This is a genomic window from Rhodococcus sp. 1R11 (assembly GCF_004563845.1).
In the GTDB taxonomy this organism is placed as follows: Bacteria; Actinomycetota; Actinomycetes; order Mycobacteriales; family Mycobacteriaceae; genus Rhodococcoides.
On sequence record NZ_SPNG01000016.1, the window covers coordinates 1 to 17,472 of the forward strand.

The following is a 17,472-nucleotide window of genomic DNA, read 5'->3' on the forward strand; positions in this document are numbered from 1 at the left end:
GATCACCCACGTGTTACTCACCCGTTCGCCGCTCGTGTACCCCGAAAGGCCTTACCGCTCGACTTGCATGTGTTAAGCACGCCGCCAGCGTTCGTCCTGAGCCAGGATCAAACTCTCCGTAAAAGACCTGCGAAACAACAACCCCCGAAGAGGCTGCGAATCAGTCAAAGACATCAAGTCAAATCACTAGCAAATAAACTCAACTAGCATTTTCAAACAACACCCGACAACAACCACCACAAGCGGATGGCTGACACATCGAATGCTTTCACCAAATAAAATTCGGCACTGACATTCATCGACACACTGTTGAGTTCTCAAAGAACACGCACACACTCGAACCCCACGAACACACGATCCGTAGGCCTCAAGGGCAACTGTTCCAGCCTATCCCAGCTTGGTCTCGGACACAAGGCCCGACTCTTGGGGGATAAAACCTGCCGAGCCACACGTCCAACCTCGTTCACCCAGTCCGTGAAGACCGGGTCGGTGTCCGTCGCTCTGACTCGACAAAAGTTACGCCACCAACCCCACACACGCAAATCGGCAGGTCAGCGCGCTGGAGACGCGCAGAGCCGGCCGAAACAGCACCGAAGACCTCCGAATCGGCGGTCAACTGGACAATGCGTCGCGAGCAAAGCGGCGGGACCAACTCGGTGAGTCCGATACGCCTTCCCGAAAATAGAAGCTCGGACCATGGGCACCGATGAGGTCGAGAAAGCTCATGGTCGTCTGAGCTGCGAACTTGGCGTCGAACACACCGGAATCCTCACTGGCCCAGCCTAATTCGGAGACCGTCTCGATCAGCATCTCGTTACGGTGGACCGCTGAGGCCGATGCGGCCAGGGAGATCAGGAACAGTGTCGCGGCATCGGTCTCGTATGCCTCTCTCCCCAATGGCAGTCGAGAGGCCGCATGTCGCCACATGCCGATCGGGTCGTCGGCCAGCGATTCGCCGAGCTTCGTGCGCAGCAGTCGCCCCTTGGCGATGCGGGTCAACCCGAGAAGTCGAGCTGCCTCTCGCAAGTCGGTGACCTGATGATGGTCGATCTCGCGGCTGCTCGACCCCACCCACCCCAGGCCCCAATCGAGCTCGTCGCGGATCGCTGCCACGAACGCGGGCTTGAGATAGCCGGCATCGGTGAGGACAGCCCCGCCGTCGCCGACCTTGCGGAGAAACCAGGTGAGCTTGGCCATCGCGATCTCGGCAACCGGCAGGTCCACCGAGCTCTCGACGGTGAGCTCGCACCGGGGCAGCAACGCCATCAGCGACGGCACCTGTGTGGGTCGTACTCTGTCGAACAGTCGCCCAATGGCCGGTGCGGCCGCGACAGCTTCGGCAAGCGTCGTCCTACCGACATCTGCGGAGTGCAGCACGCGGTTGACCGCATCGACCTCGAACCTGGCCGGGTCGAACGTCGGACCCCATTGGGAGAGAAGTTCGGGGTCGGACGAATCGGCGGCGATGTCCAACGCCTGGTTATAGCGCGACGGACCGCCCGAAGACTCGGGAGGACACGCGCGGGCACCGTCGAGACAGATCGATCGAAGGTCGTCGATATCGGAGTCCTCGTGTTCGAGCTCGATCGTGTGGGTCCACCCGTCACCGAAATCGTATTCGTACGTCATGACGGATCCCGGGTGCGTCAACACCTCGTCGACGCGTACCCGCTCCTCGCTGGAGGCGTCGTCGTCCGGCTCGTCGTCGAGAATCTCCTGCATCTCGAACCGTCGGGTTGCCCCCGCGGTTCTGACGCTGAATGCGTGCAGGTGTCGGTCTTCCCAGCCCATGGCGATCTGCAGCACCGAATGCAATTCCGACAACAGCAGATCCGATCGCACTCGCACTCGTCGCCAGATCGACGGCCGTGTGTGATCGATACTCACCCTCAGCACCAGATTCGCCAGGCCACGCGCGGTGCCCTCCCGAGTGCCGTGTTCGGCCGGCTCGTCGGCTTCGGGGATATCCGGTACCACCGACAGGTGCCGAACGCGGCCGGTTCTGATCGACATGCAAACGACCCTAGCCGGATCGGACCGGCAGACCCAGGTGTCGGTACCCGCCGCAACCGAGCACCGTCCGAGGCGATGGAGCGGACAGGCATCGCCTTCCCTCATGCGACACCGACTCTGCGCACCGTGGAGTGCTTCGCCTCGGTCACGGTGGCGTCCGCCCGACCGCATCTTTCCTAGCCTTACAACAAGGCGTAGCCCTGGAAAATCGGAGTGTCTACGCCGTGGGAAGCGTCAGTCCGTCGTTGATCGCGGAGACGTCGAATGCAAGCGCATCCAGCTGGGATTCGAGCGTCGTCACAGTCAACTGGACCAAATACTGAGTTCCCTCGCCCACCACTGCGTAGCGCGTCGTCACCGCAGCGTCGAGCCCTTGGGCGACATAAGTGCCCCGGATGAACCGTGACGGCCAACCGACCCACGACGCCGCACTCGCCTCCTGCTCGACCCACCCGGGCATCGCACGCCCGTCACCGAAACCCAACGCCATCAGCGCTTCCGGGTCGATGGCGCGAGAGAGCTTCCCGACCAGCAAGACAGCGTTCGGCGCGAAACCGTTCTCCACCAGGTTCGGCTCGACGGTCACTTGGGTCGCACCGGGAAACTGCGCCGGATCGAGCGTCTGCCACCCCGCGGGAACCGGCACCGTGATGCCGAGTTCGGCCGCCGCAGCGCCGTCCATCGGCAACACCTGAAGTGCATGAGCGTCGAGATACTCGGCGATCGTGGTGGGTTCGGACGGTCGGGACGTGGGAGAGTCGTTCACTGCAGGCCCTTCGTGGTCGTCGATTCGGCACGACCGAGGCTACCGGCGTCCACCGAACCTTCCTCGACGACTCCGTCCAGCAGCGCACTGTTGTTCGGAGACAACGCCATCCGTGATGTCGGACCCAGGTGGGTCGAAGGCCGGTCGACCGAGAACAGTATCGCGAACGACTACCGCTGCACTCGACGCTCGGTGAGTTCTTCGAGATAGCGAGCAACCGCATCGTCCTCGTGCGAATGCAGTACACGATCGGCCACAGCGCGCACCGGCTCCGCAGCATTCGATGGACACAGCGCGGTACCGGCCCACGCGAGCATGGGAAGGTCGTTGCGCGCATCTCCCACCGCTGCCACGTCGTCCTGAGCTACGCCCCACTGTTCGCACAACTCCGCCAGAGCAGTGGCCTTGGATACCCCGGCGGCGGACATCTCGATGTACGGTGCCCCGGAGTGCGTCAGCTCCACACCGACGAGACCTGCCTCGGCCACCAACGCGTACAATTCCTCGCTCGGCGTATCACTGTGTCGTGCAACAATTTTGACTGTCGGCTCGATGTCGGCCGACAAACCGTCCTCCGACAGCTCCATCTCGTTCGGGTGGCGGTGATGGTCGGCGAAGACGCACAGCTCCGCGTATCGCGACTCGGCGACAAAACGAGTGGCACCCACGGTTGCGAACGCCACACCGGGAACCAGAGATCGAACGGCGGAGGTGACAGCCGCGACCGTCTCCGTCGGCACCGACCTGGTCGCGACGATCACCGGGCTGCCATCGGCAAGATCCAGCACCACCGCACCGTTCGCTCCCACTGCCGTACCGGTGAACCCGCACGACGCCGCGAGCTCGGCGATGGAGTGCCGCGCCCGCGCCGTCGCCCACACCACTCGAATGCCTGCAGCTTCGGCCGCTGCCATCGCAGCTGCCGTCCGCGCCGACACCGTTCGGTCCGAACGAAGTAGTGTGCCGTCGAGATCGGTTGCGACTACCTGGATCTCTCCCGTGTGCCTCACCCGTCCGATACTGCCAGGTGCCGACGCGTCAGCCTGCCACCAACGTCAGGACCGAGATCTCACTCGGTGCGAACACTCGGAACGGCGGTCCCCAGAATCCCGACCCCCGGCTGGTGTACAGCTGCGTTCGCGCACCGTGCTTGCTCAGTCCGTGCACCACCGGCTGGTCCAGGCGAACCAACGCCGCGAACGGCCAGATCTGACCGCCGTGGGTGTGGCCGGACACCTGCAGATCGACGCCCGCACGTACGGCGTCGCCGATCTGTTTGGGTTGGTGGGCCAACAGCAACACCGGGATCGACGGATCGGCCCCGGCCAGTGCCCCAGCCAGATCGGCACCGTGGCCGGGGGCACCCGACCCTGCTGCCGTGGCGTCGTCAACACCGGCGATGACCAAGGCATCGTCACCTCGATGCAGCACGACATGACGATTGTGCAGCGCGTTCCACCCGATGCTCTGCATGTGGTCCAGCCACTCCTGCGCCTCACCGAAATACTCGTGATTACCGGTGACGTAGACGCGGGCGGCGGACGCGCGCATCGATTCCAGCGGCGCAGCCTGTTGCCTGCGCGTGGACACGGAACCGTCGGCAATGTCGCCGACGTGCGCGAGCACGTCCGGTTCGAGCGCGTTGACGGCGTCGGTCAGTCGCCTCGACCACACGGTTCGGTTCACCGGACCGAAGTGGGTGTCGGTGACCAGGACGACTCGCAGGCCGTCGAATCGGGCACCGAGCCGGGCAATGCTGATGCTCGTGTGCCGAACGCGCGGAGTGCGCATGGCCTCGTAATGGCCCCAGAGGGCAAGGCCGACGATCACTGTTACCGTCGCCGCCGCCGTGATTCGCGACCGCAATGGATCGTCGACACCGGCCGCCCACAGCCCGAGCCTGAGCAACAGTGAGAGCGCCGACCATACGAACGCGATCCAGGCGAGACCCAGCAGGACGTCGCCGAGACGCGCCCAGGCGTCCTTCCTGTCCCCCTCGATGCCGGGCCGGTGACCGAGATACATCGCGGTGGGCAAGGCGAGCGCGGCAGCGATCACCAGTGCCGCGCCGAGCAGCCGAACCACCGGCGGCCACTGCGCACCCGCGAACAGCACGGTCCACATGGGCAGCCCGAACAGCACCGCACACAGGGCAACGACCGTGGCCGGCACCATGATTCGCCGACGAAGTGTTCGGTCGGGCCGTTCGGGCACCGCCCTGTCGGCGTGCAGCCCCTGCGTCTGTCGATCTGCCATCGGCGGAGACCCTCTTTGCTCGAACGTGCGCGAATACCGCGAACCAGACTACGACGGTAACGAGCTGCACGCTGACGGGCCGCGACTCCCGCGGACTACACCTACGGGCTTCGGCGCGAGGTGTATCCCCGCAGTCCGTTGAGAGGCAGTTGGTGCTCGGCGACCACCTCGTCGACCGAGCTCTCGGACTCCTCGACGCCACCACTCGATTCGACTCCGTCGACCGCGCCCCGCACTTCTTCGGAGCTGTCGACCGAATCGGATGCACCCGGTCCGTCCGAGTCCGCAGCTGCAGCAGGCTCTTTCGGTGCTGTCGGGGGTGTGGACGCGCGCGGAGCTCCGGTCGCGTCGATCGTGCTCGAACCGTTCGCAGCACTGGTTCCGTTGGTCAACCCCGACCGTCTGGATGTGCCGGTTCCGTTCGTGGTGTCGGTGTCGACGGTGTTGTCGGTAGGTATGTCGAGGCGGGGCATCGTCCACAGAGACAGCACCGAATCATGCCGAACGGGTGCGTTCGTTCGTGTCGCAGCCTCGAAAGCCCCGGAATCGTCGAACTGCGAGGACTCGAGCGGTACCGGTGTCCAGGTCTCCTCGGACGCCGTTCCGCCTTCCGCACCAACGGCACCGGGCTTGATTCCCAATCGCGCGAGGGTGAACCACAGACTGTCGAGAGCACCGTCACGATCGAGGTGGTACTCCGATTCCCGCACGCGCCAGAACGTCCACCCGCATCGCTTGAGTTCCTGCTCGCGTTGCAGATCCGCCGATCGTTGCGCGGGGGTGGTCGAGAACGAATCGACGTCGCATTCGACGGCGAGGCGAGAGGACTCCCCCGTGACGACGAGCGCGATACGCCGATTGTTCACTTCGACACCGGGATTGACGTGGAAGCCACGCTCGACGAGGTCGTTGAACAGCTGCTGTTCCAGCAGCGTCTCGAACGGGGCTTTCCTGATCTCGCGCGAGACGTTCTGGGGCATCGGATCGGCGGGAGCGGGTGAGACCGACGTGACGTAGGAGAGCAGAGAGTTACGCAGGTCTGCTCGTTTGAGGCGATCGACGGTGACCGAATGGAACAGCCACAACTGATCCTGCGCCCGCGACGCGGCCACGTTGAACCGACGCTTGTACTGGTTCGAGGTCAGGGTGGCGAAGTTCTGATCCGGTGCCACCACCATCGACAGGAACACGACGTTGCGCTCGTCGCCCTGGAAGTCCGGTGGCGTGCCCACTCGCAAGCGGCGTTGTTCCCACTGTTCGATGCCGATACGTTTGATCAGCTCGTTGCGAATCTCGTCGACCTGCGACTGCCCCTGCAGCACAACGACTCCGAAGGTCAGGTCGTCGTACGCGGCATCGGCGAGGCACTCGGATATCTGCTCCGCGATGGCAATGGCCTCGGTCCGGTTGACGAGCGAGGCGTTCTTTCCGGTGACCGTCGCCCCGCGAACGTACGTGTGCCGAAGCGGCGGCAGTCGATCGGAACCGAACTGCCGCACCGGCACGAGTGGCGAGTCTCCGTAGAACTGCTGACTCGACCAATTGATGATCTCCGGCATCGAACGGAAGTGCTCTCGTAGTCGCACCACCTGACCGAACCGCGTGCGTAGCATGGAGAACAGACTCGACCGCGGTGTCAGCGTCGCCCGCACGTGCTCCGGTAGATCCGGGAGATATACATCGAGGCGGTCGAACACGTCCTCGAGCGTGCCGGCCTGAGGGACATCGGCGGGCGCGCACTGCCGGTCGTCTCCCACCACGATCACCCGAGGCGCGAGGTACAGCAGGAACAGGCTCGTGATGTCGGCCTGGCTGGCCTCGTCGACGATGACGACGTCGAAGCTACCCGGCACCGGTGGAATCGACGCGAGCACCTGGGAGAGCGGCATGACCCAGGCGGGCACCGCGCTCTGCGCCTCTCGCATCGCCGATCGTGCTGCACTGCGGTAGGTTTCGGCGTACTTGCCGGCACCCGAACCGATACTGGAAATGTGCTCGCGGTAGGTCTGCAGTGCGCGAACCTCGACCGCCGTCATCCGCTGCAGGCTGTTGAGCCAGGCACTCGCGGCAGCGAGACGCGTCGTGAGATAAGCGAGGTCGACATCCGCGGCGGCCAACTCCGCTTCGAGTTGCTGCTCGAGACCCCCGTGGTGCTGCTCACCGACCCATTCGCGCGCACGACGCCACGCCCACGCCTTGGACAGCTGCCAACTGAGCTCGTCCCATTCCGGGTCTGCCGCGGTGTCCTTGACCAACTCGAACAGGGCCGGCGCGACTGCCGACAGTGTGGCCGACATCGACTCGAGCAGCAGCTGATTCTCCTGCTCCGCGCAGGCCTGAGCGTAGGCGGAGACCGCGCCCGCCAATTCCGCAGGATCGGCAGCGCCGAGGGCCGTCACCAGATTCAGACCTTCGGGCGACGGTCCCGCGTCGATACGAGTGGCCACCGCGAACTGCAGAGCGTCCAGCTCGGCGCGGGCGATGTCGATGTCGACGCGCGCGGAGATGGCCGCAGCGGCTCCGGCTATCTCCTGAGCTTCGGCGAGGCTCCGAATCCACGGCGCCGCAGGCGACACCGTGTAGAGCCGGTGTACCAGTGCGTCACGAGCGGCAACCACTGCCGCTACGGAACGGAGTCGATCGGCAATCTGCGCAACGGTGTTGACGCGAATCGATCGCGGGCCGTCGAGCGGGACGACGATCGCCAGATCTGCCAGCAACACCGCCGCCGTCTGCACGGTGTCGAGAGCCCGGATATGTTCCGCGACAAGGCGAGCAGCCACAGCAGTCGTCGCCGGTTGCCCGTCCACGGTGGCGACGATGCCGAGAGCTTCGACGGTCTTCTGCTCCTCGCTACGCCGAAATCGCGGCTTCCATTCGATTCCCGATTCCAGCGCAGCTGCGAGCGCATCCATAGCCTGCAGAGTCGCAGCAGACGTGGACGAGCACTGCACGTCGTGCGCGCCGATGTACCGGTCGGACGCTGCGGCAGTGGCAACGAGGTCGTCGATTCCGCTGACCCGCGACCACAGGTGAGACGCTTCGCCGGACAGCACCGAGTCGGTCACCCGCGCATACGTGGCATCGAGCTCCGCGACCACTCGCACGCGAGCCGCCAATTCCTCGCAGAGAGAACGGATGTCGGACGAGACCGCTGGTTCGACGCCGCCCAGCAACGTGATCAGGTCGGCAGCCAGCGGCGAGACGGCGTCTATCGGCGTATCCACACGCCGGCACAGCGCTGCGAGTTCGGCCGAATTCGGCAGCATCGTTTCGGGACGCGGCAGCACCTGGCGCGATCGTTGCTCGCGGGCTCCGTCGGAGGTCGCAATCAGCGCTCGGAGTTGATCGACCTGGGCACCGTCGAACGGTGGCCGGTCGGCGAGCAACGGCCCGGGCACCCACTCGTGGGCGCCTTCGGCTGCTTTGACCTTGCGTACGATCGACGCCACCGTGCCGTCGTACCCATCCGAAACATATTCGTGCACAACGGTTTCGGATTCACGAAGGGCGCTGACACGGTTCCGTAGTTCCGTCCGACGAGCGAGCGCGGCCGCGCGGCGGGTGGTGAGCCCGTCGATCTTCTGCTGCTCACTGGCTTCGTCGAACGAGGTCTTACGCTCGGCGATCTTGGCGACGCTGCGATTCAACTCGTCCGAACCACCACGGGAGAGGTCGGTGATCGAGACGCAGAGCTCCTGCAACTCGGGCGGCAGCTTGTCGCGCAGGACCCGCAAAGCTTGTGACTTTTCACTAGTGACCAGAACCCTCTGACCACGCGCCAGCAGCCCGGACATCAGGTTGGCGATGGTATGGGTCTTTCCCGTCCCGGGCGGCCCTTCGACCACGACACCGCTGTCGCGTCCGAGCCGTTCGATGATCTGCGACTGCTCGGCGTTGGCCGGCAGCGGAAACAGAGGATCTTCGGCCAGCGCCGCCGACGCGCCCGCTCCGGTCCGTTCGAGCCATGCCATCCGATCGGCCGGCTCGATCGCGTCGACCAGTTGCGCGAGGCCGAGCGGAACCGGTGAGTCGGGGGCGTCGAGATCGGCGATCATCTGCTCGTAGTACTCGATCAGCGCGAACGAGTCGCGGGTACGGAGCACGAGCGCAGGCGAGACCGTCAGCGTTCGATCGTCGTCGATGTACGCGAGAGCTCCCGGGGGCCCGAGACGATCGAGCACCTCGATCTCGTGACGGGGAACTCGCGTCGCCCATTCCCGCAAGAAATCTTCGACGCCCTCACCGAGGGGCGAGCCGACGTTGCCGTGCAGCTTCTCGGCCAGAGCCACCGAGCCGGAGGTATCGAAGTCCTTCGATCCGGTGAGCAGCTGACCGTCCTCGAGACGCGGGGCACTGCCGGCGACCAGTCGAACCAACAGGTCGCCGGTCCGCACATCACGTTCGATTCCGGCCGACTGGGTGAGGAGGTGAGTACGCACGCTGTGCTGCGGATCGGGGTTGCTCGACGTCAGCAGGCCCGACGCCACGACCAGTTCGATCGACTCGGGGCGCGAGGCGAGCTCTTGCATCATCAGCTGCAGCGCCTGGTAGAGCGCTGCCTTGGGCCGCCGGTCTCGATCCTCCTGAGCCCACTGCTTCCAGGACTCCGAGTACTTCTCGAAAGCCTTCTTGATCTCGTAGGCCCTGCGAATATCGAAGTCGGCGTCGGACTCCGCCGCCTCGCCGCGCCGTCGTGATGCCGCCGTCGACGCGTCGGCGAGCTCGATCTCGCGGTAGCGACTGTCTCCGACGACCTGAGGATCGAGCCAACCCGTCAGAAGCGCCGGTGGCTCGGGCGGGTCGTCGACGGCGATGCGCGGCGCCCGAAGCACGACCCCGCCCTGGCCGGCCTTCGGGTCGAGACGAACCGGAATCTCACTGGAGTACAGCCACTCGACCTGGACGTGGTCGTCGAACCTCAGGACCGGATTCGACCGCGCCTCGACTATCTCGCGCAGGAAGCGCAACAGGCGCGCAACCCTGCTCTTGAGCTCGTCGTCGTATTCACGACCGGTAGCCGCTGCAGCCGTCACAGTTTCCCCACAAATGCTCGAATGGCCGTCCCGCCAGGGGACAGTGCTTACGCACCCGCGTCACAGTAGCCGTTGAAAAGCAGTTGTTCACCGGGGTCCGAGCACACAGAATGCGTTCTAGTGCTCGGTCACAAAGACCGACTCGGTTGCTTGGAACAACAACAGAAAACGCGGCCCGTCCGGACACGCACCGGCCGCCGATCGCAGGAGCGTCGCATGCGCAAGCTGGTCTACTACATCGCCGTCACACTCGACGGATTCATCGCCGCGCCCGACGGCACCTACGACTGCTTCGCGACCGAGGGTGATCACCTCGAGGCCATCGTGACCGAGCTGCCCGAGACGCTGCCGGTGCACGTGCGCGCCGCGCTCGGCATCGATGCCCCGCCGGCGCGGTTCGACACCGTGGTGATGGGCCGGGCGACCCTGCAACCCGCACTCGACATCGGCATCACCAGCCCGTACCCCCATCTGCGGCAGTACGTGCTCTCCCACACGTTGCCCGACGCGACGGACCCGACCGAGCCGATCGTCGGCCGGAACCCGATCGACCTGATTCGAGAACTCAAAGCCGAGGACAGCGACGCCGACGTGTGGCTGTGCGGCGGCGGCCACCTCGCGGGGCAGCTCGTCGACGAGATAGACGAGCTGTTTCTCAAGGTCTACCCCGTCGTGCTCGGCCGAGGCATCGGGCTGTTCGCGCCCGAATCCGGACCCGAGCCGCCGATCGCACGACGGTTCGAGCATCTGCACTCACGCCAGTTCGACAGCGGCGTGCGGTTCACCCGGCTGGTTCGCCCCGACGGTGGTGAGCGATGACGTATAAAGACTGAATGCCTGCCGCACCGGTGTCCGAAGGGGAGCAGCCGACTCGCCGGCCGACGACCCAGCGCGGACTACGGACACGATCCGCACTGGTGGCAGCCGCCCGACGCGTGTTCGAGGACAGCGGCTACCTCGATTCCCGGCTGATCGACATCACCAGAGCCGCGCACTGCTCGGCTGGGACCTTCTACACGTATTTCACCAGCAAGGAAGAGATTCTGGCCGCGGTGCTCGAACAGGCCAGGGACGACATGCTGCACCCCGGCACGGAACGGGTGGACCCGCACGACGATCCCGCTGCCGTGATCGCAGCCAGCAACCGGGCCTACTTCGAGGCATATCGGCGCAACGCCAAGCTGATGGCACTGCTCGAGCAGGTCTCCAACATCGATCCAGACTTTCGCCGCCTGCGCCGCGAACGCGCCGACGCGTTCGTTCGACGCAATGCACGCAGTATCGAGAGCCTGCAGAAACGCGGAGTGGCGGATACCGACCTCGATCCCCTGCTCGCCTCCCGCGCGCTGTCGTCGATGATCAGTCGTCTCGCGTTCAACCACTTCGTCGTCGACGCCGAGGACGGCAATCCCGACGCCGACTACGAGGCGCTGCTCGCCACTGCGACGAGGCTGTGGGTCAACGCGTTGCGGATACCGGACAAGAGCGTCGGACACACCGGATGAACGCCTCCTCGGCAACCTGCTGCTCGTCCGAAACCGCCTTCGTCGACCTGTACCCGTCGGTAATGTACTCGCGGGTAGCCAGAGATGGTGAGGAATCACGAATTATGCGTCCCGACAACGCTACTCGTGAGTACGAATCCGACGTGAGGCAGAGCAAAGAAAATGTCCAGTACGGAATGCGTTGTCACAGAATTGAATTGGCTCGTTCGTGATCAATCACACTCACCCCGAACGCCGTTGGCACGGCACAGGGCCCGGTTGCCGCTAGAATAAGTCGACCGGAGTGCTGCATGGGCGCAGGACCGGAGCCTGCGCAACGACCCGACAACCATCAAACGGACATGCCCAGCCGGACCCACCTCCCATCGAGTGCACCGACGCGATGTGCGCCTACACCGAGCGAAGAGAGATACGTTGTTCAAGCGGATTGCAGTAGTCAACCGAGGCGAGGCAGCAGTACGGCTGATCCGAGCCGTCCGAGAGCTCAACGCCGAACACGATTACGGCATCCGCACCGTAGCGCTGCACACCGAGGCAGAGAAGCGGGCCATGTTCGTCCGCCTGGCCGACGAAGCGGTCACGCTGCGCAAGCCGGCGAGCGGTTCGGCCTACCTCGATTACGGCGTGCTGGAAGCGGCGCTGGTGGAATCCGGGGCCGACGCCGTATGGGTCGGCTGGGGCTTCGTCGCCGAGGACCCGACGTTCGCCGACCTGGTCGCCCGCCTGAACATCACCTTCATCGGCCCGTCCGCGGACGCGATGCGCCTGCTGGGTGACAAGGTCGAGGCCAAGATTCTCGCCGAGAAAGTCGGCGTTCCCGTCGCACCGTGGTCCGGCGGCCCCGTCGAGACCCGCGCCGACGCCCGTCGCCACGCCGCGGCGATCGGTTACCCGTTGATCATCAAAGCCCGCTCGGGCGGCGGTGGCCGCGGCATCCGCAAGGTGTTCCACGAGGACGAACTCGAACTGTCCCTCGAACGCACCCAGGGTGAGGCCGAGCGCTCGTTCGGCGACCCCGTCGTATTCCTCGAGCGTCTGGTCACCGATGCCCGGCACGTCGAGGTCCAGGTCATTGCCGACAGTCACGGCAACGTGTGGGCCCCCGGTGTGCGCGACTGCTCGATTCAGCGTCGCAACCAGAAGGTCATCGAGGAGTCCAGCTCCCCGCTGCTGACCAAGGAACAGTCCGATCAGCTGCGCACCGCGTCGGCCGAGCTGGTCAAGGCCGCCGGATATCAGGGCGCGGGCACCGTGGAGTACCTCTACCAGCCCGAGCAGAAGATCTTCACGTTCCTCGAGGTCAACACCCGCCTGCAGGTCGAGCACCCGATCACCGAATACACCACCGGCATCGACCTGGTGAAGCTGCAGATCCTCGTCGCCGACGGCCAGGCACTGCCCGGCGACTGCCCGCCCGAGTTCGGTCACGCCGTCGAGGCCCGCCTCAACGCCGAGGACGCCGACAACGGCTTCGCACCGGCCCCCGGCACCGTCGAGCTGCTCAAGTTCCCCCTCGGCACCGGCATCCGCGTCGACACCGGCATCGCCCAGGGCGACGTCATCCCACCCGACTACGACTCCATGGTCGCCAAGGTCATCGCCTGGGGCCGCGACCGCAGCGAAGCGCTGGCGAGACTGCGCAACGCACTGCGCGAGACCACGGTCGTCATCGACGGCGGCACCACCACCAAGTCGTTCCTGCTCAGCCTGCTCGACCGCGAGGAAGTCATCTCCGCCTCCGCCGACACCGGATGGCTCGACCGCACCGAAGCCGGTTCCCAGGTGGGGCCGACCGCCGTCGCCGACATCGCCATCATCGCCGCAGCGATCGACGCCTACGACGCCGAAGAAGGCCGCGAACGCACCTCGTTCCTCAACTCCGCTCGCGGCGGCCGCCCACGCGCGACACACGCCATCGGCCGCACCGTCGAGCTGAACTACCAGGGCCAGGCCTACAAGCTCGAGGTCGGCCAGACCGGTACTCACCGCTACAGCATCGAAAGCGACGGCATCGGCGAACTGCAGGTCGACGTCGAACGCCTCGGCACCTACGAGAGCCGCCTCGTCATCGGTGACCGCCGCTACCAGGTGGTCACCGTCGCCGGAGCCGCCCACTTCCTCGTCGAGGTCGACGGCATCAGCCATCAGATCTCCCAGGACGAGGCCGGGCTGGTCCGTGCGCCTGCACCCGCTGTCGTCGTCGCCGTCCCGGTCGCCGTCGGCGACGAGGTCGAAGCAGGACAGACCCTCGTCGTCCTCGAATCGATGAAGATGGAAACTGCCGTCCGGTCCCCGTACGCGGGCACCGTGCGTGAGGTCCTGGCCTCGGTCAACGGACAGGTCGACGCGGGAGCTGCACTGCTGCGCGTCGATCAGGCCGGAGAACAGAAGGTCTCCGAGCAGGCACCTCGGGTGCAGTTCCGTGGCGTCGACGACGCCGCGCAGCGCTCGCCGCAGCGTCGCGCACTGGATCGGCTCGACGAACTTGCAGCCCTCATCACCGGCTTCGACGTCAGCGGTGCCCGGGCTCGAAACCTGTTGTTCACCTACGAGACTCTGCGTGCCGAGGTGCCACGCGACGATTCGGAGCTGGTCACCGCCGAACTGGCGTTGCTGAACACCTTCGCCGACATCTGCGAGCTCTCCCGCAACCGTCCGACGATGGACGAGGAGACGGGCGACGAGCGAGTCCACTCCCCGCGTGAGCACTTCCACTCGTTCCTGCACTCGCTCGACGCGGACGTTCAGGGTCTGCCGGAGTCGTTCCGCGCCAAGCTCACTCGCGCGCTCGCGCACTACGACGCTGCCATCGACGAGGGCCGAACCCCGGCTCTCGAAGAGGCCGTCTACCGCGTCTTCCTCGCACTGCAGCGCATGGAGAATCAGGTTCCGGTGATCGCCGCGCTGCTCGGCCACTGGCTCAGCGACTCCTCCGCCCAGCCCGAGGCCACCCCGGCCATGGCCGAGGTACTCGAGCGCCTCATCGGTGCCACTCAGGCCCGCTACCCCGTCATCGGCGACGTCGCCCGCAACCTGCGCTTCCGGTTGTTCGACGAGCCGCAGATCCGGATCGCCCGCGAGAAGGTCTACGACGGCGTCCGTGGCAGCCTGCAGTACCTGGCCGAGAACCCCGACGCAGCCGACTACTCGGCTCGTGTAGCCGCTCTCGTGGCGACACCGGAACCGCTGATCGAGCTTCTGGCACAACGGATCACCGATCCCGGTGCTCTGCTCGAGGTGATCACCCGTCAGTACTACGAAATTCGCACCCTCGAGGATGTCAAGGCCTTCGACCGCGACGGTAAGCACTTCGTCACCGGCAACTTCGAGCTCTCGGGCGAACGACTGCATCTCATCTCGACCGCGACGGACTTCGATTCCCTCGCAACGACTCTCGACGCCGTCGAGGACATCGCCGGCCCGTCGCCCGAAAACCTGGCCGTCGACCTGTACCTGTCGTGGCCGGACGCCCCCGCCGACGGCGACGTGCTCTCGGCCCGACTGCAGGAAGTTCTGGCCGCCCACTCCGGCTCCGGCCGCTGGCGCCGGGTCACGGTCACCGTGTTCGGCGCGGTCACGCGAAAGATGACGTACCGCCGCACCACGGTCGAGGGATCCGAGCCCCTCGCCGAGGACACCATCATCCGGGACATGCACCCGCTCACCGGTCAGCGACTCGACCTGTGGCGACTGAAGAACTTCGACGGAGTTCGTCTGCCCGCCAGCGCCGGGACCTACCTGTTCCACCTGACGTCCAAGGCCAACCCGTCCGACGAGCGACTCGTCGCCCTCGCCGAGATCCGCGGCATCACAACACAATTGGATGACGTCGGAAACATCGTCGCCGTGCCGGAGATCGAACGAACCGTCGCAGCCTGCCTCGACGGCATCCGCCGCGCACAGGCCGGACGCGGCAAGAAGCGTCTCGACGCCAACCGCGTCGTGCTCTACGTCTGGCCGGTGCTGAACGTGCCCGCGGACCGCATAGCCACGATCGCCCGGCACATCGCTCCGCTGACCATCGGAGCCGGACTCGAAGAGATCACGCTGATCGCACGCCTGGCCGAAACACCGGGCGCGACGCCGCGCGAGGTGGCTCTGCGCCTGTCGTACCGGTCCGGTGCCGGCATCGTCGCCAAGGTGACCCCGCCGCCGACCGAGCCGATGCGCCCACTCGACGAGTACACCCAGAAAGTGCAGCGGTCCCAGGCCCGCGGCACCGTGTACCCGTACGAGCTGATTCCGTTGCTCAGCAGCAACGGCGGCACGTTCACCGAGTACGACTTCGACGCCGACGGCGTGCTCGCCCCGGTCGATCGTCCCTACGGACGCAACTCCGCGGGCGTCATCGTCGGTGTGGCCACCACCCCGACCGCCAAGTACCCCGAGGGCATCACCCGCGTCGCACTCTTCGGTGACCCCACCAAGGCGCTCGGCACCGTCGCCGAGGCGGAATGCTCGCGGATCGTTGCGGCCATCGACCTCGCCGAACAACTCGGTGCCCCCGTCGAATGGTTCGCATTGTCCTCCGGCGCAACGATTTCCATGGAATCGGGCACCGAGAACATGGACTGGGTCTCGCGCGGCCTGCGCCGCATCATCACCTTCACCCAGGCCGGCGGAGAGATCAACATCGTCGTCGCGGGCATCAACGTCGGCGCGCAGCCGTACTGGAACGCCGAAGCCACCATGCTCACCCACACCAAGGGCATCCTGGTGATGACCCCCGACAGTGCGATGGTGCTCACCGGAAAGCAGTCCCTCGACTACTCCGGCGGCGTTTCGGCCGAGGACAACTTCGGTATCGGTGGCTACGACCGCGTCATGGGCCCCAACGGCCAGGCGCAGTACTGGGCACCGAACCTGCGGGCTGCATGCGACATCCTGTTCGCTCACTACGATCACGCGTATGCCGCACCGGGAGAACGCTTCCCACGCCGTGCAGCCACGGCCGACCCGACCGAGCGCGACGTGCGTACCTACCCGCACGTCCACCCGTCGAGCGACTTCACCACCGTCGGCGACATCTTCTCCTCGGTCACCAACCCGGATCGCAAGAAGCCGTTCGACATTCGCACCGTGATGCGCGCCGTGGTCGACCAGGACCACTCCGTGCTCGAGCGGTGGGCCGACATGGCCGACGCCGACACCTCGGTGGTGTTCGACGCCCACCTCGCCGGAATCCCGGTCAGTGTGATCGGTATCGAATCGCGAGCCATCCCCCGCAAAGGTTGGTTCCCCTCCGACGGCCCCGATCAGTGGACCTCGGGAACCCTGTTCCCGAACTCGTCGAAGAAGACGGCCCGCGCCATCAACGCCGCCAGCGGAAGCCGGCCGATCGTGGTGCTGGCCAACCTCTCCGGCTTCGACGGATCGCCGGAATCGCTGCGCAACATCCAGCTCGAATACGGAGCCGAAATCGGCCGCGCCATCGTCAACTTCGACGGACCGGTCGTGTTCTGTGTCGTCTCGCGCTACCACGGCGGCGCGTTCGTGGTGTTCTCCGGAGCACTCAACGACAACATGGAGGTCCTCGCGGTCGAGGGCTCCTTCGCCTCCGTACTCGGCGGTGCCCCGGCAGCCGCAGTGGTGTTCACCCGCGACGTCAACGCCCGCACCGCAGCGGACGCCGACGTCAAGGAGCTCGAAGCACGACTGAACGCAGCCGAGGACGACGCCACCCGCTCGGCACTGCGCGTCGAACTGGCCACCGTGCGAGCTAACGCCCGCAACGCCAAACTGGGTGAAGTGGCCGCCGAATTCGAGGCCATCCACAACATCCAGCGTGCACAGAGCGTCGGATCGGTGCACCACATCGTCCCCGCCGCCGAACTACGACCGCAGCTGGTGGCCGCCGTCGAACGCGGAATGGCGCGGTCGTTGGCCAAGTAGGGCC

The 17,472-nt window shown here is 65.7% G+C and carries 8 protein-coding genes and 1 rRNA gene; 3 read left to right on the forward strand and 6 right to left on the reverse strand.

Going from position 1 to position 17,472, the window contains the following annotated elements:
- The 6 genes from E4P29_RS22845 to E4P29_RS22870 form a co-directional block, all read right to left on the reverse strand.
- Window positions 1-123, reverse strand: a 16S ribosomal RNA gene (locus E4P29_RS22845); the annotation flags it as partial.
- Between the two features lie 489 nt (window positions 124-612).
- A complete protein-coding gene (locus E4P29_RS22850; protein WP_135047298.1) occupies window positions 613-2,013 on the reverse strand; it encodes a plasmid pRiA4b ORF-3 family protein in 1,401 nt (466 codons plus the stop codon).
- A gap of 217 nt (window positions 2,014-2,230) precedes the next feature.
- Window positions 2,231-2,779 carry an LpqN/LpqT family lipoprotein gene (locus tag E4P29_RS22855; RefSeq protein ID WP_135047299.1) on the reverse strand — a complete coding sequence of 183 codons (549 nt, stop codon included), beginning with the start codon at window positions 2,777-2,779 and terminating at the stop codon, window positions 2,231-2,233.
- A 170-nt stretch (window positions 2,780-2,949) separates the two neighbouring features.
- Complete coding sequence (locus E4P29_RS22860) at window positions 2,950-3,789, reverse strand: HAD family hydrolase (RefSeq protein ID WP_135047300.1); 840 nt, start codon at window positions 3,787-3,789, stop codon at window positions 2,950-2,952.
- Window positions 3,790-3,817: 28 nt separating this feature from the next.
- Window positions 3,818-5,035, reverse strand: a complete 1,218-nt coding sequence (locus E4P29_RS22865) for a metallophosphoesterase (RefSeq protein ID WP_135047301.1) — start codon at window positions 5,033-5,035, stop codon at window positions 3,818-3,820.
- 101 nt (window positions 5,036-5,136) lie between these two features.
- Window positions 5,137-10,071, reverse strand: coding sequence for an AAA domain-containing protein (locus E4P29_RS22870; RefSeq protein ID WP_135047302.1), 4,935 nt, complete (start codon window positions 10,069-10,071; stop codon window positions 5,137-5,139).
- Window positions 10,072-10,287: 216 nt separating this feature from the next.
- Between E4P29_RS22870 and E4P29_RS22875 the strand changes: the two genes are divergently transcribed.
- From E4P29_RS22875 to E4P29_RS22885, 3 genes are all read left to right on the forward strand, one after another.
- Window positions 10,288-10,890, forward strand: coding sequence for a dihydrofolate reductase family protein (locus E4P29_RS22875; protein WP_135047303.1), 603 nt, complete (start codon window positions 10,288-10,290; stop codon window positions 10,888-10,890).
- Between the two features lie 14 nt (window positions 10,891-10,904).
- A complete protein-coding gene (locus tag E4P29_RS22880; RefSeq protein WP_032371643.1) occupies window positions 10,905-11,576 on the forward strand; it encodes a TetR/AcrR family transcriptional regulator in 672 nt (223 codons plus the stop codon).
- 414 nt (window positions 11,577-11,990) lie between these two features.
- Entirely contained in the window at window positions 11,991-17,468 is a 5,478-nt protein-coding gene (locus tag E4P29_RS22885) for a carboxyl transferase domain-containing protein (RefSeq protein ID WP_135047304.1), read from the forward strand.
- Window positions 17,469-17,472: the final 4 nt, after the last annotated feature.